Raw genomic sequence first — 24453 nt, forward strand, 5'->3', positions numbered from 1 at the left:
GATGTTTAGATAATCACCGGGTCCGGACGGACAACGCGGTTCGCGGGTCCCCGGAATCCCCCCTGATTTGAGGAACCCCCCGATGAAGAAGCTGAAGCTGGACGACCTGCACGTCGACTCGTTCGCCACCTCGGCAGGCGTGGACGGCCGCGGAACCGTGCACGGCAACGCCCCCACCGACATCGAAGCATGCCCCTCCGGCGGCTGCAACAGCGAAACCGGCCCGTACGCCACCTGTTTCAACTGCCCCGGCGGGAACGGCGTGTATCCGTCCACCAGCTGCCTTCCCTTCCAGACCCGCGGCGAGGCGACCTGCTACTGCCTGTATCCGCGCTCCGACTACCGCGTGTGTTGTTCCAACGAGGGATGCACCGGCCCCGCCGGCGGCATGTGCTGATCACGTCCTGAACGACGGAACGAGCCCCGGCTTCCACTCGGAAGCCGGGGCTCGTTCTCATCAATCCCAACCAGTTCCCGTCAGCCGCCCACCTGCGAGAGCGCCAGCAGCCCGCCGGATCCCGCGTCGCTTCCCTGCACCAGCCAGTGGCGCTCGGGCTTGATGCCCAGCGTGTGGCGCACCAGCGGCTCCAGCGGCTCGCCGCGGCGCAGCGGGTCGCGCAGGTTGGTCTGCATGTCGCCGAACAGGCAGGGGCGCAGCTGGCCGTCCGCCGTCAGGCGCATGCGGTTGCAGCGGTCGCAGTAGTTGTGGCTCATGGGGGTAATGACGCCGATGGTCCCCGCCGCGCCGTCGAACGCGTAGTAGCGCGCCGGACCGTTTCCCGCCGGACCCGTCACCGGGCGCAGCGTGCCGATCTCCCCGATGCGCTCCAGGATCTCGTCCGAGCCCACGAACTCGTCCGCGGAAACGCCCAGGTTTTCGCCCGTGGGCATCACCTCGATGAAGCGGATGTGCCACGGACGCTCGCGCGTGATCGCGGCAAAATCCGCCACCTCGTCGTCATTGCGGCCGCGCATGACCACGCAGTTGACCTTGATGGGCCCGAACCCCGCGCGCTCCGCCGCCTCCAGCCCGCGAAAGATGGCCTCCGCCGAGCCCGCGCGGCGCGAAATGGCGTCGATGCGGTCCGGCCGCAGCGAATCCAGCGACACGTTCACGCGGTCCACCCCCGCGTCGCGCAGTTCATCCGCGAGGTCATGCAGCAGCACCGCGTTGGTGGAAAGCGCCACGTCGTCGATCTGCGGCACGGCGCGGATCATCCGCACCAGCGCCGGCAGGTCGCGGCGAACGAGCGGCTCCCCGCCGGTAATGCGGATGCGCCGCAGCCCCATCCCGCCCATCACGCGGACGATCTCGGCGATTTCCTCGTAGCTCAGCAGCTGTTCGCGCTTCAGCCAGGGCAGCCCTTCCTCCGGCATGCAGTACACGCAGCGGAGGTTGCACTTGTCCGTCACCGAAATGCGGAGGTACTCCACGCGCCGCCCGAACCCGTCCGTCATGGGCCCGTCCGCGGGGATCGAGCGCGAGGGGGTAACGACGGGAACGCCGCCCAGCTGCACCAGCCTGCTCATTGCGCCTCCTGCACCGCGGGGGTGAAACCGGGCACCCACTCGCGCTCACCATCCACGTAGCCCTCCCGCTTCCAGACAGGGACGCGCTGCTTGAGCTGTTCGATGACGTAGCGCGACGCCTCGTACGCCTCTCCCCGGTGCGGCGACGCCACGCTGATGGCCACGCTCGCCTCGCCGATGGCCAGCAGCCCCGTGCGGTGAATGACGCCGACGGCGCCCGTCCCGAACTGTTCGCGTGCTTCCTGTGCGATGCGCAGCATTTCCTTTTCGGCCATGGGCGCGTACGCCGAATATTCCAGGTCCGCCACGGGGCGGCCGTCGTTCTGCTCGCGCACCACGCCCCAGAACAGCAGCGCCGCGCCGTCGGAGGACGACACGGTATCAGCCAGCAGGCGCGCGGGATCGATGGCGTCCGCGGTGATGACGGCGAAGCAGGCGGACACGGCTCAGCCCCCCGCCACGGGAGGAATGAACGCGACCTCGTCGCCGTCGCGCAGTTCCGTGGAGAGCGGCGCGTAGTCCATGTTCACGGCCACCACCAGCGATTCGGGAAGCCGCGCGAGGGCGTCGCCGCGGGCGCGCAGGCGGCCCACCAGGTCCGCGACACGCGCGCCAGCGGGCAGTTCCAGCGCGAGCTCGTCGGTGCCGGCCAGGTCGCGGTACGAGGCAAAGAAGAGAGTGCGGACGTTCATGGGCGGCGCCTGAGATGGAGGAATCCCCGCGCCATACACCGCCGCCCCGCCCGGGTTCGGGGGCGGGGCGGCGGAGTGGTCAGCCCGCGCCGGAAACGCCGGGCCCGGGGATGTTCTCGCGAACCTCTTCCGGCAGCGCCAGCGTGGTAAGGAACTGCGAAACCTCGTGGTGCAGCCGCGAGGTGGAGGCGCGCACCATGGTGCGGCCCTCCTGCTGGCCGGTGCCGATGGACACGTCGCCCGCCTCGGTGGCGAACGTGATGTGGTGGTCGGACGATTCTTCGGCAAAGCCGGCGTACGGCGTGAGCCGCAGGGTGAACCACTCGCGCGCGCGCCGGATCACCTCGTCCGGCGGCAGGTCGGTCAGGACTTCCTGGATCAGCATTCGGGATCTCCGCGATGGGCGTGCGTGCGCCTCGCGGATGGGCAGGATGCGGGCCAGTGGGGTAGGAAGCGAGGCTGTAGGATCGCCCGCAGTCTCAGAAGTAGTCTTCCTCGCCGGTAACGCGTGTAATGATAGCTACTCTCTCAACAGAGCGCGGGAGCTGAAGTAGTCAAACGCCTAGCTTAGAAGCCCGGAGCCAACACAGTCCGCGCATTGCTAAGAACAATCCGATTCGATGTCCGGACAACAGCTCGCTCGACGGCTTTCGACCGCTTTACATCCGGGCGACGATGATCATCTTCCGAAAGATTAGCAAGTTGCTCACGTATTTCTGGAGCAGTTAGCTCGATTATCTCCCCTACAGCCCAAGCAGCGATCGGGAAGAATGGAGTGCCAATCGTCAGTGTCTTCGAGATTACACCGAGCTTGGACCGCCTCGGCTGCGCTGCCCGAAGTGCACGGGCCATCAAATCAGGCGTAAGGCGCACTGGCGTGCGTCCCCTCAGACAACGATCAAGGTCGGAGAGCGCTATTTTCGCCTGCATGGCAGTGTTCACCACGTATGATGCGTGAAATACCGTTAGTCCAAGTCCTACAATTACCGCGACTCGGCTTCCACCATGCAGCACCAGCAAAATCTCTAATGCCAACAACACTACAGTGATGATTGTAGAAAGCAGCACACCAGGAACAAACCGAGCGGAGGACCACAGGATCTTCCGGGCGTATTCTGGGTTATGGGTGCACAGTGTGCTCGGGACGCTCGACAGAGTCCCGTGTAGTGACCGCATTTTTGTAACTTTCTTACGCATCACTCGTCTCCCTCGCTCCAGTCCTTGCGAAACGCCAAATACGCTAGCCGCAGACCGAGTACTACACTCAGCAACCCGTGGGCCACAAAAGCCATGGCAGCAGCAACTTGCATTATTGAGACAGCAATTTGATCAAAATCCGAAAAACCATCATTGTTCGTTGCCCAATCGATCAAGTATCTAAGCCCAACGCCAGTGCCAGCGTAGAAAGCCACCCCAATTAGTAGTTCCACCGATCCGAGAGCTGAGAGTTTCATCTGCTCGAGTGCACGCTTCCATGGAGATCGCGTCATTCAACAACACCTCGTTATTTGGCGAATATTGCGTCCTGCTTACGCCGTAATGGCAATGCGCTCACGATCTGGCACAATACTAGCCGCTTGCAACTACTGCTTTAGTGCCCAATCTTCATGACGCGATCTAGGTTGTAGCCTCACCGAGAACACAGTACGCTCTAGGAGAACACAGTACGCCCTAGAACGCCAAGGAGAGGTCAACTCCGACAATTCAGCCGACCCACTATCCAAAACGCCACCACGTCCTCGAAAACGTGCTTGTTGGATTGTCGCCTCGAATCGTTGCTGTATTAGGCTAGCCCGAGAACGTCCGAAGGTCAACATGCATCTTTGAACACATCAATAGGTGACCAGAGATTCCTGCTTGCTCAAGTTGAAGTTCTAGGACAGTCGTGCCGAGCCACGCAGCCCTAATCTGATCGTCGATCAAGATCCCGCTCAACCCGGTCCGCTGCTTCGCCCTTCACCGCGTACCCGCGCGCGTGCAGGGCGCGGGCAAGGTCAATGAACCGCTGCGGCTCGAACTGCTCCGGGCGCGACTGCAGGTCCATCCCCGTCTCCACCGCCACCTCCTCCACCTGCTCCGCCGACAGCCCGTACCGGTCGCGCAGAATGCGCTGAAACTGCTTGCGCCGCTGCCCGAACGCCGCCCGCGTCAGCGACCGCAGCGTGCGCTCGTCCGCCTCCGTCAGCGGCGGCGGATCCATGGGCACGATGCGGATGACCGACGACATCACGTCCGGCACCGGACGGAACGCCTCGCGGCTCACGTTCAGCACGCGTTCCACCGTCGCGATCGACCGGATGCCGACCGCGAGCGCACCGTACGTCTTGCCTCCAGCGGGCGCCAGAATGCGGTCCGCCACCTCGCGCTGGATCATCACCACGATCTCGCGCGGGCGCGGGCGCCGCTCCAGCAGCCCGAACAGGATGGGCGTGGTGATGTTGTAGGGGATGTTGCCGATGACCTTGAGCCCGCGCGGATCCTGGGACACCCGCTCCAGCGGCACCCGCAGCACGTCCTCGTGAATGATCTCCACGCCGGGCGTGTCCGCGTACTTTTCCTGCAGCCGCGCGGCCAGGTTGTTGTCCAGCTCCACCAGGATCAGGCGGCGCACGCGGCCGGCCAGGTGCTGCGTCAGCGCCCCCTGCCCCGGCCCGATCTCCATCACCTCGTCGATCAGGTTGGGCTTGAGCGACTCGACGATGCGCCGCTGGACGTTGCCGTCCACCAGAAAGTTCTGCCCCAGCGACCGCTTGGCGCGGTGCGGGCCCGACTGCGTGGGATCGCGCACGATGCGGTTAGAAGCGCACGACGACGGCCGTGCGGTCGTCCGGGGGAACGTTGCTGGCCTCGCCCGCCGCGATGAACAGGCGTTCCATGATGGCGCCCGGCTCGTCTGCCCGCATGCGCGAGGCCTCATCCACCAGCACCCGCTCGCCTTCGATCTCCCCCGCGTCCAGCGCGTCGGAAAGGCCGTCGGTGAAGAGGAAGAGCAGGTCGTGCTTGCCCGTCCATCCCGTGACCGCTTCTCCGTACGTGTCGCGGTCCACGATGCCGAACGGGGGATCGGTGGCGCCCAGCCGCTCGGCGCTGCCGTCCTCGCCGCGGATGCGAAAGGCGTGGCCGTGCCCGGCGTTGCTGTAGGTGAGCGTCGCCGCGGCGGGGTCGATGACGCCGTAGAACAGCGTCAGGTACATCTCCGTGTTTTCCAGTTCGTCGATCACCGCGCGGTGCGTGCGATGAAGGACCTCGCTGGGCGCGTCGCCCTCCGACGCGTGGATCGCCACGGCGCTGATCGTAAGCGCCATGATGAGCGCCGCGCCGAAGCCGTGGCTGCTCACGTCGCCGATGAGCACGCCCAGGCGGTTGCCGGGCAGGCGGAACAGGTGGTAGAAGTCGCCGCCCACGCTTTCCGCCGGCACGCAGCGCGCCGCGACCTGCGCGTATCCCGCGAACTGCTCCAGGGGAGGAAGCAGCTTGAGCTGAAGGTCGTGCGCCAACTCCAGCTCGCGCTCCATCCGCTCCTGGCGCACGGATTCGGCGATCAGCCGGTTGTTCTCCACCGCGGCGCCGATCTGGCTGGCGATGGCGGAAAGCAGCTTCATGTCGCCCGCGCTGAACCCGTCGTTCCCCGCCTTGCCGATCAGGTTGATGACGCCGATGGTGCGCGTTTCCCCCTCCGGCGGCGAGTAGCTGACGGGAACGGAAAGGAACGATCCGCGCTGCCGCGCCCCGGTGGGGCAGTCGGCGCGGGTGTACTCCTCGCCTGGGCCCAGGATGACGGGCCGGTCTTCGCGGAAAACGGCGGCGGTCACCGAGCACGGGTCGTCCATGGGGATGGGCGCCGTCTGCCCCTCGCCCCCCTCCACCGCGGCCAGGCGCAGCACGCGGGCGTCCTCGTCGTGCACCCAGAGCGCGGCGCGGCTGGCGCCCAGGATGCTGGACACCTCGGCCAGGATGGTGCGCGCCGCGTCCTTGAGCGAGATGATGGAGCCCAGGATCTCGCTGATGGAGTACAGCAGCGTGATTTCCTCGTACCGCTCCGCGATCTCGCGGCTGAACGAGCGCATCTCCTCGTCGTGGCGCGCGGCGCGGGCGATGCCGGAGCCCAGGAACGCGGCGGCCGCGGCGGCCTGCGCGGGGGTGGCGTCCGCCAGTTCCACCGCCAGCGTGGTGCCGGGGACGTCGGCCGTGCACCCGGCCGGGCCGGGAAGGCCGCCGCCGTCGCCCAGCGGCATCCATCCGTCTTCCATGCGGCGCCACACGCGCGCGGCTCCGCCGAATGCCCGACCGAAATCGTCGAGCACTTCGCGCGCGGAGGCGGGCAGTCGGGGCGGGCTGGCGGCGGCCGTGGTCACGTGGGGTTCGGGAGGTCCGTCATTCGCCGGAGGCGCGGCGCAGCGGCTCGTGCCGGCGCAGCACCAGGCTGACGCAGTTGCCCGCGTCGTTGTAGCGGACCTCGTCCATGAGCGTGCGGATGAGGAAGATGCCGCGCCCGCCGCCCAGGTCCAGGTTTTCCGGGAGCGTGGGATCGGGAACGCGGTCGGGGTCGAAGCCCGGCCCCTGGTCGTGCACCTGCACGGAAACCTCGTCCGGCCCGAGTTCCACCTCGAGCCGCACGCGCTTTTCCGGGTCGCTGCCGTTGCCGTAGATCATGGCGTTGGCGAGCGCCTCGGCCATGCCGACGCGAAAGTTGAGGTTGAGCCGCGAGCCGTCGAACTGGTACGCGCGCAGGCGGTCGGCCAGGTAGCCGACCGCCGCCTCAATGACCCGCAGGTCGCTGGGCAGCTCCATGACAAAGGCGCATCCCTCAGGGGGAGGGCCGCCGCGGTTTGGGGCCATGATCAGCGTACGGAGGCGCCCGGGGCGCGTGTGTGTGTCCGGCGGTGCATGCTGCTGCTCCTGCTCCATAACGCGGCGAGCCGCCCCGGGAAGGTGTCCCGGTGCGGCTGCCGGGCCGTGTAGCCTCGGCGGATCAGAAGCCCGTGAGGGCGGCGTCCCGCGTGTCGGCGATGTTGAACAGCGTGTCGAGCTTGGTGAGCTCGAACAGCGTGCGAAGGTCTTCGTTCAGGTTGGCCAGACGAAGCTCGCCGCCCTGCTCGCGGATCTTCTTGGAAAGGCTCACCAGCACGCCCAGGCCGGACGAATCGATGTAGCCGGTGTTGGAGAAGTCGATCAGGAACTTGCGCTCGCCGCCTTCCAGCTCGTCGAGCACCTTCTGCTTCAGTTCCTGACGGTTGCCCACGATGAGCTGGCCGTCCACGTCTACCACCACCACACCATTCTGCTTGCTCGTGTGGAAGCTCATGACTCCTCAGATGATCCACGGTTTTCGTTGCCCCTTCCCTTGGCGGGGGGCAATCCATGTGCCACTTCCGGCGCACTCGGGCGCGCCGCGACGGCCATATTGCGGCCCCGGACCGCTCCGCGCCAGAGGCAGCGCCCGCCCGGCCCCACATCCGCGTCCGCGGCCATCCCCGTCCAGCCGGCACCATCAAAGTGGATGATGATGAACATCACGCAATGATTCCGCCGCAAACATGGCGCCACGCCATGCCATTCCGCCCCGAACCGGACGATGCGCCGCCGCATCCCGGACGCACGCGGGGTGGAGGCGAGGGCCGGTGTGACACGCACAGGCTCGGCGTGCGCCAACCGATCCTGAGCGGATGAATCCGCCGCTCGAACATCGCAAAGCCCCGACACCGGCCGCTGGCGCGTCCGGTTCGGGGCTTCAACTGCGTTCGGGGTTCCGCACTGGGCTGGTGTGTGCTCCCTCTCCCACATCCGTTCGTGGGAGAGGGTCGTCGTGCCCAGCACGCGGGGTGAGGGCCCCCAGCCAGCGGCCGCGCCACCTTCCGAGCTGGTACTAGGCACTGGGTACTGGGCACTTCAGTTCTCGCACTCACGCACTCACGCACTCACGCACTCACGCACTCACGCACTCACGCACTCCGCACTCACGCACTTCCAGTCACGCCAGTAGCCCCGTAATGCACGCCACGTTCACGATGTCCTCCACCGTGGCGCCGCGCGACAGGTCGTTCACCGGGCGCGACAGCCCCTGCACGATGGGCCCGACCGCCTCCGCGCCCGCCAGCCGCTGCGTGAGCTTGTAGGCGATGTTCCCCGCATCCAGATCGGGAAAGATCAGCACATTCGCCTTTCCCGCCACGGGCGAGCCCGGCGCCTTTCGCGATCCGATGGATTCCACCAGCGCCGCGTCCACCTGCAGTTCGCCATCCACCATGATGCCGGGCGCACGCTCGCGGAACAGCTCCAGCGCGCGCCGCACCTTGGTGATGGACGGCCCCGACGCGCTTCCCTTGGTGGAATACGACAGGAACGCGACGCGCGGCTCGTCGCCCACCACGCGGCGGCGCGCGTCCGCGCTGGCGAGCGCGATGTCGGCCAGCTGCTCCGCGGTGGGATCGGGGACCACGGCGCCGTCCGCGTAGCTCAGCACCTCCGCCGCCTCACCGCCGCGAAAGGGCGGCACCACCATGTAGAAGGTGGACGACACCGTGCGGATTCCCTCCGCCGGGCCCACCGCCCAGATCGCGGCGCGAAGCACGTCACCCGTGGTGTTCACCGCGCCGGCCACGCACCCGTCCGCCCCGCCGGTGGCGACCAGCAGCGCGCCGAACAGGAGCGGATCGGCGGCCAGGCGATACGCGTCATCCTCCGTCATCCCCTTGGCGCGGCGGCGCTCCAGCAGGTGCGCGGCCAAGTGGTCGCGGCGCCCGTCCCGCGCCGGGTTGGCGACCTCCACGCCGTCCGCGCCCAGACGGCGCAGTTCGTCGGCGATCTCCTCCCCCCCCACCACGGTCACGCGCGCCAGCCCGTCGCGGTCCAGGCGGGCGGCGGCCACCAGCGTGCGCTCGTCCGCGCCTTCCGGGAGAACGATGCGGCGCGGCTGGGCCGCGGCACGGCGGCGAACGTCGTCAAGAAAGCTCATGCACCGAAACGGGCCTGCAGCCGCGCGAGCACCGCGGCCGACACAAAGGGCGAAGCGTCGCCGCCCAGCGAGGCAATCTGCCGGACCAGCGACGACGACAGGTAGGAATGGTCCAGGTCCGGCGCCAGAAAGACGGTTTCCATTCCGTCCCACAGGCGGCGGTTCATGAGCGCCATCTGGAACTCGTATTCGAAGTCGCTCACGGCGCGCAGCCCGCGCACGATCATGCTGGCGCCGCGCTCCTGGGCGAAGTTGACGAGCAGCCCCTGGAACGCCACCGCTTCCACCCGCGGCTCGTCCGCAAAGGTTTCGCGGATCATCTGCACGCGGTCTTCCACGGAGAACATTCCGCTCTTGACCTGCGTGGCGCTGAACGCGACGGCCACGATCACCTGGTCGGCAAAGCGGAAGCTGCGGCGGATAATGTCTTCGTGCCCCAGGGTGATGGGGTCGAACGATCCCGGGCAGATGGCGATGCGGTGCGGGGTCATTCGGGCGCGGGGATGAAGGTGAGCTGGGTGTCGCCGTAGCGGCGGGTGCGCGCGCCGTCCGTGGCAGGAAGCGGGTCGTTGCGGCCGTGCTCCACGCAGAGAAGCGCGGCAAAGGGCACGGCGATGAACGCGTCCACCAGCGCCGCCGCCCATCCCTGCGCGTACGGCGGATCGGCGAATGCGACGTCGAACGCCTCCCGCTCCAGACCCGCCACGTAGCGGATGGCGTCCGCCTTGACGATCTCGCCGCGCTCGCCGGCGCCGAGCACGGTCAGGTTCTCGCGCAGGACGCGCAGGGCGGGCGAGCCGTTCTCCACGAACACGGCGTGACGCGCGCCGCGGCTGAGCGCCTCCAGCCCCAGCGCGCCGGAGCCGGCGAACAGGTCCAGCACCCGCGCGTCCGGAAGGAAGTCCGCGACGGCGCTCATCCACGCCTCGCGCACCCGGTCCGTGGTGGGGCGCGTTTCCCGCCCCGGCGGCGCGCTGATGCGCCGCCCGCCCCATTCCCCCGCAACGATTCTCATCCACCGTATCCGCTGTCCGGCCTGCACGACGGCGGACAACCTACACGGCCCGCCCGCGCCGCGCATCCATCCTCATCCCTCCCGACCCGCCGGTGACGCGGATGGATGCGCGTAGCCGTCGTTCACCAGGTCTGGCGCAGGCGGTAGGTGATGACCCGCTCGCCCCGCGCGGGAACGCTGACGGCGAAGTTGATGGTGCGCGCATCGACGCGGGTGGATTCCGCGGTGCTGTTCAGGATGCGCCCCTCGCCCCAGAAGTGCTCGGTGACGTCCACGTCCGCGGCGGTGTCCTTGTGATTGCGGACGGTGATCTCCACGACCGTCTCGTTCGCGCGGTCGCTGATGGTGCGGTCTTCCACCACGCGGCGGGTGGCCACCACGTCGAACGCGTCGCCCAGGTACAGGCGCACGTCCTCGTCGCGCGGCGTGTGGCTGATGCGGTCCTCGCCCAGGAACTGGATGTTGCCGCGCGCGTCGCGCTTGTACGTGCGCACCACGCCGGCGGGAAGCGGCATACCCATCCCGTTTGCCTCGGTGTTGGACAGCGTCAGCATGATGGCCGCCTTCACCTCCGTCGTCACCACGCCAGCGCCGGGCTGGGCGTTCCAGTTCCACGAGCGCTGCGAATCGAACACGAGACGGCGGCGGACCCGCGCGCCCGGCGCCGTGAGCAGCGTCATCTGCTTGGTCTCGTTGTTGGCCAGCGTCGTCCGTCCCTGCAGCGTGTACAGATGGTACTCGAAGAAACCTTCCTCCACGAACGCCGGCGCGGAGTACGCGGCGGGCGCCTCCCGCTGCAAGTTCGCCCCCGCTACCCTTCCCTGGATCACGGAGCTTACCCGACGTACGTCACCCGCCATCAGCTGCAGCTGCGCCTCGCGCCACGTGGTGCCGCTGCCGTTGGTGAGCGTAACCCAGCCGGTGAGGTCCACCCGGCCGTCCGCGGAATCGAAGACGGCGACGTAATCCGCCGACCACCCCAGCCCGCCGGCCAGGTACGACACGTCCAGCGTCTGCCGGCCGCCGCGCTCGGAATCCAGCATCCACAGCAGCGACGGGCGCGAGATGAGGCCGGCGGGAAGCTCCGTGACTTCCACTTCGCCCTGCGGATTGAGGACGAGCCGGCCGTCGGTGGTGCGCAGGACGGTGCCGTTGGCGCCCGTGCTGAGCAGCGTGCCCTCCAGCACCTCCACGCCGCCGTCCGGCCGCGCGCGGCGGAAGCGCACCGTGCGCCCGATGGACTTGTCGAGAATGGCCTGCGGGCTCACCAGGTCGAACTGGTAGTTCTGCTCGCGGACGCGGATGGGGCTGTTGCGGCCGGAAACGCTGACCGTCGCGGGCTGAATGGTCTGCGCGACGTCCTCGTAGCGGATGACGTTCATCCCCGTCGTGAGCGGAACTTCGCGCTGCTCGCGGAGAACGGCGTACCCGCCGTTGTAGATGGTGAGCGATACGTCGCGGCTGTCCGCGGCGGTGGAGATGACGGGCGTCTGCGCCGCGACGGGAACGGCGGCGAGCACGGCGGCGAGGGCAAGACGAAGGTGGGTCATGTGGAGCCTGGGCGGTGGAGAACCTGCTGCGGCGCCGCGGAGCGCGGCGCCGGTGGAGAACGGCGGGGGAGCGGTGGATCTGACGGATCAGGGAAACTGGCGGTCGGGGAGGAGGATGGGCGGGAGGCGAACCTGGGTGCGGCGGCCGGCTGGGGCCCTCACCTCGCGTGCTCCGCACGACGACCCTCTCCCACGAACGGATGTGGGAGAGGGAGCACACCCCAGTGTCGTGTGGATGACTGATTCGGATCGGGGCGGCGACCTTTTCGTCCGGCGGTTGAAACCGCGCCTCGAAAGACACGAAGTCCGCCTTCGCGGACTGCACTCTCGGCCTCGTTCCTCTCCAGGTGCAGTTGAAGCCCCGAACGACGCGCGAATAGCGCCGCGTCGGGGGTTCCCGCTGTTCGAGCGGCGGATTCATTCGCTCAACGGGATGCGCCGCGGGCCCAATCTCCGCTCCCCGCGCCGAAGCCTCGGCCGCGAACAACCCTCCCCCGGTCTTATTCGGGGGAGCGTGGGCCGGTGTCCCGGCCCGGGTGGGGGGCCGCCCTGGACTCCGCCCGCCGAGCGCTCAGCCCGCCGGGCGCAGGTCAACCAGGCGCGCCTGCACGCTGGTGCGGCCGTTGTACGTGTTCTCTTCCAGCTTGAACGCCACGTCCATCAGCTGCCGTCCGAACCACGGCTCCGCCGCGTGCTCCGCCATCCCGAAGCCGATGGCGTCGATCCGCGAACCGAACGCGCCCAGCGTGACCTTCAGGTGCCCCTTGCCCACGATGCGCGGCGACCCGACCACGGCCACCCCGCGCGCCGCGAACACCGGCGTGGCGTTCCCCGCGCCGAACGGGCCGGCGTGCCGCAGCATGCGCACCAGATCCAGATCCGCGTGGTGCAGTTCGATCTCCGTGTCGATGCGCACCTCGGGCACCAGGTCGTCATCCGAGAGCAGCGCGCGGGCGCGGGCGTTGAACGCGTCGCGAAAGGCATCCACGTTCTCGCGCCGGATGCTGCACCCGGCCGCCACCTTGTGCCCCCCGAAGCGCACCAGGTGCGCCGAGCAGTCGCGCATGGCATCATACAGGTGAAAGCGCGAGGTGGACCGCGCGCTCCCCTTCCCCTCGCCGTCCTCGCCCATGGCGATCATCACCACGGGCCGGTGCAGCCGCTCCACCATCCGCGACGCCACGATCCCGATCACCCCCGGGTGCCATCCCTCTCCCGACAGCACCACGCCGCGGTCGCGGTCCGCATCAAAACCGATCTCCAGCGCGGCCAGGGCCTGCTTCAGCGTGTCGCCTTCCACCGTCTGCCGCCACCGGTTGTCATCTTCCAGCGACTGGGCGATCTGCATCGCCTCCCCCTCGTCGTCCGTCAGCAGCAGCTTTACACCGCGCTGCGCCTCGCCCATGCGCCCCACGGCGTTGATGCGCGGCGCCAGCTGAAAGGCCACCTGCGTGCTCGTCAGTTCGCCCTTGTCCGCCAGCCCGGTGACGCGCAGCAGCGCGCGCAGCCCCGGATTCGGCGTCTGCTGCAGGACCTTGAGCCCCCACCGCACCAGCGCGCGGTTCTCCCCCGAAAGCGGCGCCACGTCGGCGATGGTGGCGATGGCCACGAGATCGAGGAAGCCGTGCAGCCGCTCCAGCGGAAAGCCGATGTCCTCCGCGAGCGCGCAGCACACCTTGTACGCCACGCCCACGCCCGCCAAGCCCTTGTACGCGTACCCGCAATCGGCGCGGTTGGGATTGACGACGGCGACCGCGGCGGGAAGGGTGTCGCCCGGCGTATGGTGGTCGGTGACGATGACGTCCACCCCGGCGGCGCGCGCGCGGTCCACCGAGTCATGCGCCACGATGCCGCAGTCGCCGGTGAGGATGAGGGACGCGCCCATTTCCGCCGCGGCGCGGATCCCCGCGTCGGCCAGGTCGTACCCGTCCTGCACGCGGTGGGGAACGAACGGAAGCGCCACGGCCCCCATCATCCGCAGGGCGCGGACGTACAGGGCGGTGGCGCAGATGCCGTCCACGTCGTAGTCGCCGTGAACCAGAATGATCTCGCGCCCGTCGATGGCCTTTCGCAGGCGCGCGACGGCGTCGCCCATGCCGGCCAGGCCGGCTGGCGGATGGATGTGCGCGGCGGCGGGGCGCAGAAAACCGCGCGCCGCATCCGCATCGCCGTAGCCGCGCTGCACCAGCAGGCGGCACAGGGCGGCGGGCAGGCGCAGCGCCTGGCTCAGACGTTCTACGGCGGCGTTGTCGGGCGCGGGGGATACGACCCAGCGGCGTTCGGCGATGGTGGCTGGCATGCCAAAAAGCTAGCCGTCAAGCCGTCCATGGGTCAAGCCGCCACCCGCCACAAAACGGACAGGTGGCGCGCCCCGGGATCAGACGTGCGAAAAGATCCAGACGGCGGCGGCGGCCACCACCAGCACGCACAGGATCAGCGTAACCACCTGGGCCACGCTGCGGCCCGGCCCCGGCACGGGATCCTTCTGGTGGGGAACGGGCTGAGATCCTCCCTCAAAGGGCGGCTCCTTGCGGTCTTCGGCCACGGCGTGCTCCGGCGGTGCGATGGTGAGGTTGGGACTGCGAGCCGGGCCCGGTTTCGCAACGGGCATGCCGGGGAGGGCGGCGGCCGCCGGCGTGGGGGACGCGGTGGATCGCCCGCGACCCTTTCGCGCGGCGGCGGGACGGCTAGCTTTCCGCCGTTCCGCGGCATGCACCGCTTCCCGTTTCCGCCCGGCCCGCCATGCTGACACCGATGCGCCTCACCACGCCCCGCCTGATCGTCCGCCTTGCCGAGGCGGACGACGTGAGCGAGATCGTGCGCTTCTTTTCCGACAACCGCGAGCACCTGGCGGAATCGCGCCCGCGCATGGGGGCGGAGTTCTTTACGGCCGGGTTCTGGGCGGCGCAGGTGCGGGCCAACCTGGCCGAGTTCCGCGACGGGCGCAGCGTGCGCCTCTTCTTCTTTGACGCGGCGCGGCCGGAGCGCGTGGTGGGCAACGCCAACTTCACGCAGATCTTTCGTTCCCCGGCGTACTGCTGCGTGCTGGGGTACGGGCTGGACAGGGAGTACGAGGGCCGCGGGGTGATGCGCGAGGCGCTGGAGGCGGCGCTGGGCTACATGTTCACCGAGCAGAACATGCACCGCATCGAGGCCAACTACATCCCCCGCAACGAGCGCAGCGGCCGCCTGCTGCGGCGGCTCGGCTTCGTGGTGGAGGGATTCGCCCGCGACTACCTGCTGCTGAACGGAAAGTGGGAGGACCACGTGCGGACGAGCCTGACGAATCCGGCGTGGCGGGAATACTAGGGGAAGTGCGTGAGTGCTGGGTGCGTTAGTGCGTGAGTGCGAGGGAACACAGAAGTGCTCAGTGCCGAGTGCCCGATGCCGGTTTTCCGCAGGGGTGTTGAGATGCAGTGGGGGAGGCTCCGTGATGGACCTTGACCATCCTGAACGCGATGCGGTGCCGTTCTCACTCCGCGCGGCCTTGGTCGGAACACGCGACTCCATCGTAATCGACCGGATTGAGAAAGGGCCACCCGCTCGGGTGGCCCTTTCCGCGTTCAGGCGCGTGCGTTCACTCCGGCGGCCAGCCGCACAGGTAGAACGACTTGCTGCTGCTGGAAAGGCGCTGTCCGGTCACGCTGTCCAGCGCGTCCACCGTGTATACGACGTAGTGCCCCTTGTTGATGGACGAGATGCACGTTTCGCTGTCCGTGTACGACCTGGGCGACACCGCCACGGGAATCGACGTATAAATGCCGCCCCAATCGGAGATGTAGCGCTGAATCTCGTACGAGGTCGCGCCGGTGGAGGCGGACCACGTCAGCGTCGGCGTGCCGGACGTCACGGTCACGGTCAGCGAGGGTGTGGTCAGCAGCCGCGGACCGCCCTCCGCGCTGGCGACGGGCTGCCGGCCGCCATCGCAGGCCGCGGTCGCGAGCACGGCCAGCATGCAGATCAACTTGCGGGTCGTCATGGATTCCTCCGTGAGGAGAGGGGTGACCATCTGCACTTCAGAAGCGGGCTGCGCAGCCGCACTCACAGAATACGCCTTTGATTGTCGACAAGCAACGATTTTCTTTTCATTCACGAACTGATACCGATTCCCCGTCAGACGGGGCTCCAGAATGACGGGTCCGCGGTTCTCTCCACCGCGCGCACGGAATCCGCTCCTCCCCGCCCGCTCCGGAAGGGACACTGCCCGGACACTCTGGTGCAGTCATGCGCATCCCGGAAAGTTTGTACCGGTCTGCCGCTGTCGCAGGTGAAGTCCCCCATCTGTTCGGGGGACTTTCCGCCGTTGTTGCGGCGACTTCAGTTGCTCCAGCAGGCACAAACGTTCTCCGATCCGTCATTCGTCTGGATAAACAAGGGCGGGAGCATCGTCTGATGCTCCCGCCCTCACCCGGAGTTCCGGGGACGATGCGCGGCGGTGGATCAGCCGGCCGCGTCGTCGTCCTTGTTTTGGCGGTACTCGTAGTAATAGGCATACTGCCCCGTCCCGCCCATCTTGCTGTCCGGGTCGTTCAGCACGGCGCCCACGATGCGCGCGCCCACGGCTCGCAGCTGGTCGGCGGCGTGGCGGGCGCTCTGGCGGTCCGTCTGCCCCGCGCGCGCCACCATCAGCAGCGCGTCGCACTGCGCGGCCAGGATCTCGGCGTCCGCCGCGGCCATCACCGGCGGCGTGTCGACGATCACCAGGTCGTAGCGCGCACCCAGTTCCCGCAGCAGCCGCCCCATCGAAGCGCCGCCCAGCAGCTCCGACACGTGCGGTACCAGCCGCCCGGCCGCCAGCACGTCCAGGTTCTCCACTCCCGAGGGGCGCACCGCGTCCTCCACCGGCAGCTCGCCCAGCAGCGTCTCGCTCAGCCCGGGCGTGCGCGGCAGGCCGAACACGCTGTGCACCTTGGCGCGGCGCAGGTCCGCATCCACCACCAGCACGCGCAGCCCCTGCTGCGCGAACACCGCGGCCAGGTTGCTGGTCACCGTCGTCTTGCCCTCCGACGCGGCCGGGCTGGTGACCATCAGCGTGCGCATGGGCGCGCCCTGCTGGCTGAAAATGAGGTGCGTGCGCAGCTTGCGGTACGCCTGCGACCCCGGCGCCTGCACGTCGTTCACCACCACCAGCCCGTCCGCCGAGTCCGTGTCGCGCCGCCGCGCCAGCATCTTGCCCGCCGCCCCCAGCCGCCCCGGCGCCTCCCGGGGCTCCGACATGCGGGGGATGACGGAGATGACGGGGATGCGCGTGGCATGCTCCACGTCCTCGCGCCGCGCGATGGAGGTGTTCAGCCGGTCCAGCGCCAGCGCGCCGCCGCCGCCCAGCGCTAGGCCGATCAGCAGCGCGAACATCAGCCGCTTCTTGCCGCCGCTCCCCACCGGCCCGCCGGGGAGCATGGCCCAGTCCACCAGTTCCACCTGCCCCGCCTGCACCGCCTCGTTGATGCGCGCCTCCTGCCGGTCGCGCCGCAGATCGTCCACCAGCTTCTGCAGCGTTTCCACCTCGCGCGACAGCCGCGTTTCCTCCGCTTCCGCGTCCGGCAGGCCGGAGATGGCGGCCACGTCCGACGCCATCACCTGGTCCAGAATGCCGATCTGCCCCGCCAGCGACCCGCTGCGCGACTGCACCGCGCGGATCAGCCGGCCGCGGTAGGTGGCAATGAGCGAATCCAGCTGCTGCACGTCGGGGTTGCTCCCCGCGCGCGCCCACTGGCCGGTGGTGGCCGAGTCGCGCGCCGTCTGGTAGCGCACCAACGACTGGTACAGCAGCATGATGCCGCTGTTGGACGCCACTTCCGGCGACGCGGCCAGCGCGGCGATCTGCTCCGCGCCCTCGCGCCCGGCGTCACTCGTAAGCTCGCGGCCCATCTGGTCGTAGATGCTCTTTTCACCCACCAGCTTCTGCCGCTGCAGGCGAAAATTGGCCAGCCCCTCTTCCGTGGTGCGGAACGTTTCGCGCGGCGAGAACGAGCGCACGCCCTTGCGAAAGGCGCTCAGCTGGGCCTGCAGGACCACGAGCAGCGAGTCGGTGCTGCGCAGCTGCTGCTCCACGAACACGCGCCGGCGCCGCGACATGGTCTGCGCCGAGCGGGTGCTGATCTCCTGAAAGGCGGAGGCGAACGCGTTGGCCCCGCGCTGCGCCATCACCGGATCGTTGGCGCCGTACTGGATGTCGACGAAGTTGGTGACCTCGCGCTGCGCGGCCGTCAGCGAGCCCAGCGCGTTCAGGATGGCGGACTGCTCATCGACGACGTCAAAGGTGGCCGAGGTGATCCCCGCCGGCCGCTGCGCAAAGGTGATGACCACCGGCCCCAGGTCCAGCGGCTGGCGGTAGAGCCCCTGCGCGGTGCGCCCGTTCATCCGCGCGACCACGCGGTCGGCGGCAAAGGTGGCGCGCAGCGTATCGCCCGTCCGCGCGCTCTTCATCACCTGGATGTGCTGGATGGAGGCGTACGGAAACAGCCGGTCGCGCGGCTGCAGGCGCATCCCCAGCGAATCCACCACCTCCGCCGCCACGGCGCGGCTGCGCAGCACCTGAATCTGCGACAGCACGGGGTCCGTGTACCATCCCGCCACGTCCTGGGCCTGCCCCTGCGCGGTGGCCGGGGCCAGCTGCTGGCGCGGGTTCACCAGCTGCACCGAGGACGACGCCGCGTACCGGGGCAGCTCGCGCTTGATGCGGTACGTGGCAAACCCCAGCGACAGCGCCACGGCCAGCGCAATGAGCCACGCGTAGCGGCGCAGCGCGGCCAGGTACTCGCCCAGGGGAATGCCCTCCGAGACGGGGTAGCCGTCCAGCACGGGCATGGAGCGCAGCACCGGCGCGGCCGCGACAGCTTCAGGGTACGGGCGGTCTTGACGGGGAACGATGTCGGACACGGATACGGCGGGTTGGGCGGTGTGGGTCTGATCACCCGGAAGGGCGGGCCGTACGCGGAGCGCGGTGAAAGCCGATCTTCCGGCGCGGGGCGGGCCCCGCTCGCATCTCGTTACCAGAAACGCGGATGCGGGTTCCCCGCGAGGGTCTGTCAGCCGGCGGCGAGGGCCGCGCGGTAGGCGTCCATCGTCTCCGCCGCCATGCGCTCCAGGCTGAAACTGGCGGCCACGCGGTCCCGGGCACCCTGGGCCAGGCGGGCGCGCAGCGGCTCGTCGTCCAGCAGGCGGGCGAGCGCGTCCGCCAGCGCCGGCGCGTCGCGCGGGGGTACGGTGAGCCCGCTTTCCCCATCCATCGACACAAAGGGGACGCCGCTGGGGATGCGCGTGTTGATGACGGGAAGCCCCGCCGACATCGCCTCCAGCTGCACCAGGCCGAACGCCTCGCTGCGCTCCACGGCGGGGAGCACGAAGACGTCCGCGGCGGCGTACCAGGGCGCCAGGTCGGGGACGGCACCGGCAAAGGTCACGCGGTCCGCGATCCCCAGCTCCTCCGCCAGCGCCTGAAGCGGCTCGCGGAGCGGCCCGTCGCCCACCAGCACCAGTTGGCCCGGAACGGATGCCATGGCCCGCACAAGGTATTCGAAACCCTTGTAGTACACCAGCCTACCGGCGCCCAGCACCACCCGCGGGCCCAGCCGTCCGCGCAGCGCGGCCACCTCCGCCGGGTCCGGCGCGGCGTACTCGTCCACGCGGATGCCGAAGGGGACGATGCGCACCCGGTCCGCGTGGCGGCGCAGCGTGGGTGAGGTGCGCGCGTACTCCGCGGAGCTGGCCAGAATCACCCGCGCGCGGCGGAGAAAGAGGTGCAGCACCGGCGCGAATCCCGCGCCCAGCACGCGCTGGCGGACGATGTCGCTGTGGTAGGTGACCACGAGCGGCGCCGGGTTGCGGCTGGCCAGGTACGACAGCACGGCGGTGGGATTGGGATGATGAAAGTGGATGACGTCCACCTCCGCCCGGCGGATCGCCCGCGCCATCCCGGGATTGATGGATGCGGAGGCGAAGCCGAACGCCGTGCCGATCCGCGTCACCGGCACGCCGTCCACCACGTCCGTCTCCGTCCTTTTCCCATCCGCGGAAACGATGACCTGCACCTCCGCGTCCGCCTTCAGCTGGCGGCACAGGGTGGCCACGTGGCTTTCCATCCCCCCGCGGTGCGGCGGATAGAACTTGCCCACGTGCAGCACGCGCAGCCGGCTCACGCGGCACCCGCCAGCACGCGGTCGTACACGGCGCTGATCCCGGCGGCGTAGCGCGGCAGGGTGAACCGGCTGGCCCGCGCCAGCACCGCCGCGCGCGAAATGAGCCGCGCGTCGGGATCATCCAGCCGCCGCAGCTCCGCGCGGATCGCATCACTCCACACCGTCACATCCTCTCCCGCCACGTACGTGATGCTTTCCGCGCCCACTTCGCGGAATACGGCCAGGCCGCTGGCCAGCACGGGAACGCCGCACGCCATCGCCTCCACCAGCGGCAGGCCGAACCCCTCGCGCTCGGACGGGTTGATGACCAGCGCCGCGCGCCGGTACACTGCCGCCAGCGTTCGACGGTCCAGCGTCGGCAGCGTCACCATCCGCCCGTCCATCCCCAGTTGATGCGCGATCGCCGACTGCGCCGGTGTCAGCGGGCCCCCCACGCGCACCAGCCGCACGCGCCCGTCCGCCAGCACGGGGGCGATGGCGCGCAGAAGGAGTTCGATCCGCTTCCGCGGCACCGTGCTCCCCACGTGCAGCAGGTCCAGGACGTTGGACGATGGCCGTCCCAGGAGCGCCGCCGCCCGGGCGTCCGCCGCGGCGTCGGGCTGCGCGCCGAAGTCCGGGTGCGCGGCGAGCGGGACGGTCGTCACCCGTCTGCCGTCCATCAACCGGTGCGCGATCAGTTCGTCCCGCACGGCGTCGCTGTCGCACACGACGTGCGCCGCGAGCGCCAGACCGCTCAGCACGCGCCGCATCATCATCCGGAACCACGCGGGCCGCGGCTCGGGATCGGGGAGAAGGGAGCGAAACGCGTCCAGGTCGTGGCAGGTCACCACCGTCCTCTCCGCGGGGAGCGCGTGGACGAGTTGCGCGTAGCTGTGGTCGACCACGTGGTACAGGTCCATCCCCGTGGCGTGGCGCCGCAGCCAGCGCGGATAGGCAACGTGGCGCGCGGCGAAGCGGTCCGCGTTGCGCCCCCGCGCGCCCAGCAGGCGGCTGACCGGATGCGGCATGTCGGGGCGGATGGGGACGGCGTCGTAGTGCGGCGCGTGCTGGCGCAGGCCGTCCGCCAGCAGGTCGCCGGCGAGCGCCATGCTGGGCCACTGCTCCGCGTCGTAGTCGTAGACCACGCCCACGCGGCGGGTCAGCGCGGGCTGCACAGCATCCACGCCTGGCTGTTCAGCAGCGGGCCCAGGAGCGGGAGGGGAGAAAAGCGGGTGCGGCGGATGACGAAGTCGCGCTCCAGCCGGGCGGCCAGCGCGCGCCAGTTAAAGCCCTTGTGGCCGTGGTAGCGGTTGGGCGAGCCGTCCGCGAACGCGGTTTCGTAGACGGGACGGTCGATCTGCGTGCCGCGCCCGGCCACCAGCATGCGCGCCAGTTCGCCCGGCGCGTAGTGCTCGCGGTCCTGGTAGCCGCTGATGCCGCGCGCCCCGGCCGCGGCGCGCGCCGCCTGCTTCACCAGCAGCGCCGGCCCCGTCTCCACCGGCACGCTGATGATGACGGCGGCGTCCGGAGCGGCCAGCCTGCGGATCTGCGCGACGACGCCGTCCACCGAGTCCGGCGTGCAGTGCTCCAGCACCTCCATGCACGTCACCACACCGAATGCGCCAGCGGGGAGACGATCGACATCACCCGTGTGCACGAACTCCAGCCCGCCCACGGGGGCGAAGCGGGCGCGCGCGTCGCGGACCAGGCCGTCGTCCACCTCCACGCCGGTCGCGGCGGGAAACAGGTCGTGCACCTGGGCCAGAAAGGTCCCGTCGCCGCACCCGTAGTCCAGAAGCCGCCGCGCGGCGTACGGCGCGACCATGCCGCGCGCGGTGCGGAAGCGGCGCTCGTGGCTCCAGCCGATGAGGCCGGCGCGCCCGGAAAGCTGCTTGCGCGCGTACTCGCCCTCGGCGATGCGATCCGCGTCCGGCTGGGTCACGTGGGCTCCGGTGGATGAACTTCGGGTGATCAGGATCAGACAGGATCGGACACGGATCGTGCGAATGGCGGACCTGGTGGCCCCTCCCGCGGCCCTTCCCCGTGCAAACTGCGCACGGAGAGGGGAGAACTGCGGGTCCGGTGTGCTCCGGATGATCTGGCGCGGCCGCGGGCACCCCTCTCCCCCCGGCCCCCTCTCCCGCAAGCGGGAGAGGGGGAGACCTCAGCGCGAAGGTCGACTGCGGCACAGGACTCCGGCATCGGCCCGGCGGTTGAAACCGCGCCTCGAGAAACACGAAGTCCGCCTTCGCGGACTGGGCGCCGCCTCCGCTCGCGTCGGAGGCAGTTGAAGCCCCGAACGGCGCCTGTGGGCGTCGAGTCGGGGGTTCCCGCTGTCCGAGCGGCGGATTCATCCGCTCTCGCGCGGGGAGGGTGGGCCGGTGGTGCCGGCCCGGGTGGGGGCCGCCCGCGATCCCCGCCCGGGCCGGCACCAGCTTTTCTCGCATGCAATCACCAGACGGCAACCACGCGACGATCTACGCCCCGCGAACCAGCTCCTCAAAGAACGCCAGGTGCCTCCGCGCGACCACGGGGAGCGCAAACTCCGCCTCCACGCGCGCCAGCCCGCGCGCGGCCATCGCGGCGCGTTCACCGGAATCCGCCAGCAGCCGGTCGATCTCGCGCGTCCACGCGGCCCCATCCGCCTCCGCCACCACGACGCCCGCGTCCGCCAGCACGTGCGGAACCTCGCCGCTGTCGCTGCCGATGACGGGAACGCCGCACGCCATCGCCTCCAGCAGCATGCGGCCCAGCTGTTCCCGCCACCGCGCGGTCGTCTGGCTGGGCGCGCAGAGCAGGTCCATCGCGTTCAGGTGCGCGGGCACCTCCTCGTGCCGCACGCCGGTCACCACGCGCGCGCGGTCCCCCTGCCCCGCCGCCCACGCCCGCAGCTCGCCCTCCATCGGCCCGCCGCCCACCAGCAGAACCCGCCACGGCTGTCGCGCACCCGCCAGCGCGCGCAGCAGCAGCGTGATTCCCTTTTCCGGCACGAAGCGGCCCAGGTAGCCGATCACCAGCGGACCGTCCGCGGACCAGCCGAGTGCCTCCCGGACGCGGCCGCGCGCCTCCGCGTCCGGGCGAAAGCGCGCCGTATCCACGCCGGGCGAGATCACGCGGTGAGGGCGGGCCTGGTACAGGGGCCGGGTGCGGAGCGTTTCTTCCACCGTCGCGCCGAACGCGATCCACCCCGCCGCGCGGCGCATGGCATAGCGCTCCATCCATCCGAACGGTGGCGGATACCGCTTGGGCAGGTTCTGAAAGGTCGCGTACACCAGCCGGGCGTCGCGCGGCGTCCACGCGGCCACCTGCGCCCCGGCGGCGATGAACGGCTCCTCCCAGCAGTGCACCGCGTCCCACCCCTCGCGCAGGAGCGCGCGCAGGCGGGAACCGTACCGCATGGTGTGGATGCGCCCGGCCCCGTGGACCGGCACCGGCTCCAGCCGCGGCGCCTCGCCCGGGACCGCGGCCAGGCGGATGGGGCCCAGGTCGCCGGGGAACGCGTCCGGCGCGGCGACGGTCACCTCCCACCGCCCGCCGCCCGCCCGCGCCATGGCGTCGGCGAGCGCGCGGTTGGTGCCCACCACGTAGGAATGGCCCAGCGTAAGCAGGCGCAGCGGACGGCTCACGGGGCGGGCGGCGGCTCGTACGGCGGAGCCGCGGCCAATCGACGCCACTCGCGCATGGTGGCCCAGCGGACGCCCCGCCGCTGGCGCAGAACGGTGGGGAGCGACCCGGCCAGATCGCGCACCACCACGCCGAATCCGCCAGGATCGTCCACTTCCCACCCGCGCCGCATGGGAAAGTAGCGGCGCAGCCGCAGGGGAACGGTGGCCAGCGCCATGGGCAGCGGCTCGTTCAGCATGGCGATGAGCGCGTCGTTGCGCGTGATGATGCGCAGATACGCGCGCGAGTCGCGGCCGGCCGAGTCACGCAGGTGCGCGATGGGCGCGCCGGGAAGGTACACCACGCTCATCCCCGCATCCAGCAGCCGCATCGACAGTTCCCGCTCCTCGCCGTTGATGCGCAGAAGCTCACGGTACCCGCCAACCGCGAGCAGCGCATCCCGCCGGATCAGGTGCGCGAACCCGATGAACGTCTGCACGCGGGCGGGATAATCCACCGCGGCGGGCTGCCCGGCGGAGAGCGTTCCATCCGCCTCCGCCTGGGAGAACGCGATCACCGCCACCGACGGATCGGCGTCCAGCACGGCCTGCGCGGCGCGGATGGACTCGGCGGTGAGCACCACCGCATCATCATCCAGGAAAAGCAGATACGGCGTTCGCGCCTCGCGGGCGATGCGGTTTCGGCACGCGCTCAGCCCCGGCCGTGACGGTTCGCGCGTGAGCACAACCGGCGGCACGCCCGGGCCCAGATCCGCGGCGGAAAGCACCAGCGGCGGCTCCGATCCCTCGTCCACTACGCGCGCCTCGGCGATCAACTGCGCGGCAAGGGCGAGCGAGCGCACGCAGCGCAGCGTCATTTCCGGACGCTGCCAGGTCACCACGCCCACGGTGATGCGCGGCGCGGCGCCGGTCGTCCGGAATGCGTGAGCCGGTTCGGCCATGCGGCGGGGTGCGGGAGGGGAGCGGCGGCG

Annotated in this window: 23 protein-coding genes; 2 read left to right on the forward strand and 21 right to left on the reverse strand. The window is 69.8% G+C overall.

Translation table 11 applies throughout. The features are described from left to right. Positions 1-82 precede the first annotated feature (82 nt). Positions 83-397, forward strand: coding sequence for a pinensin family lanthipeptide (locus HNQ61_RS08410; RefSeq protein WP_170039850.1), 315 nt, complete (start codon positions 83-85; stop codon positions 395-397). A gap of 80 nt (positions 398-477) precedes the next feature. Here HNQ61_RS08410 and moaA read toward each other — a convergent pair whose 3' ends face one another. The 14 genes from moaA to HNQ61_RS08480 form a co-directional block, all read right to left on the reverse strand. Beyond that, positions 478-1530: a GTP 3',8-cyclase MoaA gene (moaA, locus tag HNQ61_RS08415; protein WP_205762196.1), complete on the reverse strand. Its 1053-nt coding sequence runs from the start codon at positions 1528-1530 to the stop codon at positions 478-480. Then, positions 1527-1973, reverse strand: a complete 447-nt coding sequence (locus tag HNQ61_RS08420) for a molybdenum cofactor biosynthesis protein MoaE (RefSeq protein ID WP_170039852.1) — start codon at positions 1971-1973, stop codon at positions 1527-1529. Before HNQ61_RS08420 ends, moaA begins: the two co-directional genes overlap by 4 nt. 3 nt (positions 1974-1976) lie before the next feature. After that, positions 1977-2222: a molybdopterin converting factor subunit 1 gene (gene moaD, locus HNQ61_RS08425; RefSeq protein ID WP_170039854.1), complete on the reverse strand. Its 246-nt coding sequence runs from the start codon at positions 2220-2222 to the stop codon at positions 1977-1979. 79 nt (positions 2223-2301) lie between these two features. Further along, on the reverse strand, positions 2302-2607 hold the full coding sequence (locus HNQ61_RS08430) for a hypothetical protein (protein WP_170039856.1): 306 nt from the start codon (positions 2605-2607) through the stop codon (positions 2302-2304). A gap of 1518 nt (positions 2608-4125) precedes the next feature. Further along, entirely contained in the window at positions 4126-5010 is an 885-nt protein-coding gene (rsmA, locus tag HNQ61_RS08435) for a 16S rRNA (adenine(1518)-N(6)/adenine(1519)-N(6))-dimethyltransferase RsmA (RefSeq protein ID WP_170039858.1), read from the reverse strand. Between the two features lie 7 nt (positions 5011-5017). Next, positions 5018-6577: a SpoIIE family protein phosphatase gene (locus HNQ61_RS08440; RefSeq protein WP_170039860.1), complete on the reverse strand. Its 1560-nt coding sequence runs from the start codon at positions 6575-6577 to the stop codon at positions 5018-5020. A 19-nt stretch (positions 6578-6596) separates the two neighbouring features. After that, positions 6597-7061, reverse strand: coding sequence for an ATP-binding protein (locus tag HNQ61_RS08445; RefSeq protein WP_221305256.1), 465 nt, complete (start codon positions 7059-7061; stop codon positions 6597-6599). A 133-nt stretch (positions 7062-7194) separates the two neighbouring features. Next, a complete protein-coding gene (locus HNQ61_RS08450) occupies positions 7195-7527 on the reverse strand; it encodes an STAS domain-containing protein (RefSeq protein WP_170039864.1) in 333 nt (110 codons plus the stop codon). Between the two features lie 666 nt (positions 7528-8193). Continuing rightward, positions 8194-9177, reverse strand: coding sequence for a phosphate acetyltransferase (gene pta, locus HNQ61_RS08455; protein ID WP_170039866.1), 984 nt, complete (start codon positions 9175-9177; stop codon positions 8194-8196). Next, positions 9174-9668, reverse strand: coding sequence for a pantetheine-phosphate adenylyltransferase (gene coaD, locus HNQ61_RS08460; protein WP_170039868.1), 495 nt, complete (start codon positions 9666-9668; stop codon positions 9174-9176). Before coaD ends, pta begins: the two co-directional genes overlap by 4 nt. Next, entirely contained in the window at positions 9665-10192 is a 528-nt protein-coding gene (rsmD, locus tag HNQ61_RS08465; protein WP_170039870.1) for a 16S rRNA (guanine(966)-N(2))-methyltransferase RsmD, read from the reverse strand. The genes coaD and rsmD overlap by 4 nt, the downstream gene beginning before the upstream one ends. A 122-nt stretch (positions 10193-10314) precedes the next feature. Then, positions 10315-11742 (reverse strand): DUF4139 domain-containing protein, encoded by a 1428-nt coding sequence (locus HNQ61_RS08470; RefSeq protein ID WP_170039872.1) that lies wholly within the window; start codon positions 11740-11742, stop codon positions 10315-10317. A gap of 571 nt (positions 11743-12313) precedes the next feature. Then, positions 12314-14041: a single-stranded-DNA-specific exonuclease RecJ gene (gene recJ, locus HNQ61_RS08475; RefSeq protein ID WP_170039874.1), complete on the reverse strand. Its 1728-nt coding sequence runs from the start codon at positions 14039-14041 to the stop codon at positions 12314-12316. Positions 14042-14119: 78 nt separating this feature from the next. Then, positions 14120-14287: a hypothetical protein gene (locus HNQ61_RS08480; RefSeq protein ID WP_170039876.1), complete on the reverse strand. Its 168-nt coding sequence runs from the start codon at positions 14285-14287 to the stop codon at positions 14120-14122. Between the two features lie 197 nt (positions 14288-14484). Here HNQ61_RS08480 and HNQ61_RS08485 point away from each other — a divergent pair, with 197 nt between their 5' ends. Then, positions 14485-15051 (forward strand): GNAT family N-acetyltransferase, encoded by a 567-nt coding sequence (locus HNQ61_RS08485; RefSeq protein WP_170039878.1) that lies wholly within the window; start codon positions 14485-14487, stop codon positions 15049-15051. Positions 15052-15319: 268 nt separating this feature from the next. Here the strand turns inward: HNQ61_RS08485 and HNQ61_RS08490 are convergent, their stop codons facing one another. The 7 genes from HNQ61_RS08490 to HNQ61_RS08520 all read right to left on the reverse strand — a co-directional run bounded on the left by HNQ61_RS08490 (position 15320) and on the right by HNQ61_RS08520 (position 24423). Beyond that, positions 15320-15721 (reverse strand): hypothetical protein, encoded by a 402-nt coding sequence (locus HNQ61_RS08490; RefSeq protein ID WP_170039880.1) that lies wholly within the window; start codon positions 15719-15721, stop codon positions 15320-15322. A gap of 461 nt (positions 15722-16182) precedes the next feature. Further along, entirely contained in the window at positions 16183-18621 is a 2439-nt protein-coding gene (locus tag HNQ61_RS29530; protein WP_170039882.1) for a polysaccharide biosynthesis tyrosine autokinase, read from the reverse strand. 149 nt (positions 18622-18770) lie between these two features. After that, on the reverse strand, positions 18771-19880 hold the full coding sequence (locus HNQ61_RS08500) for a glycosyltransferase (protein ID WP_170039884.1): 1110 nt from the start codon (positions 19878-19880) through the stop codon (positions 18771-18773). Continuing rightward, on the reverse strand, positions 19877-21043 hold the full coding sequence (locus tag HNQ61_RS08505; protein ID WP_170039886.1) for a glycosyltransferase: 1167 nt from the start codon (positions 21041-21043) through the stop codon (positions 19877-19879). Before HNQ61_RS08505 ends, HNQ61_RS08500 begins: the two co-directional genes overlap by 4 nt. Continuing rightward, on the reverse strand, positions 21019-21801 hold the full coding sequence (locus tag HNQ61_RS08510; RefSeq protein ID WP_170039888.1) for a methyltransferase domain-containing protein: 783 nt from the start codon (positions 21799-21801) through the stop codon (positions 21019-21021). Before HNQ61_RS08510 ends, HNQ61_RS08505 begins: the two co-directional genes overlap by 25 nt. A 535-nt stretch (positions 21802-22336) precedes the next feature. After that, positions 22337-23485, reverse strand: a complete 1149-nt coding sequence (locus HNQ61_RS08515) for a glycosyltransferase (RefSeq protein ID WP_170039890.1) — start codon at positions 23483-23485, stop codon at positions 22337-22339. Then, a complete protein-coding gene (locus HNQ61_RS08520) occupies positions 23482-24423 on the reverse strand; it encodes a glycosyltransferase family 2 protein (protein ID WP_170039892.1) in 942 nt (313 codons plus the stop codon). Before HNQ61_RS08520 ends, HNQ61_RS08515 begins: the two co-directional genes overlap by 4 nt. Positions 24424-24453: the final 30 nt, after the last annotated feature.

This window comes from Longimicrobium terrae (genome assembly GCF_014202995.1).
GTDB lineage: Bacteria > Gemmatimonadota > Gemmatimonadetes > Longimicrobiales > Longimicrobiaceae > Longimicrobium > Longimicrobium terrae.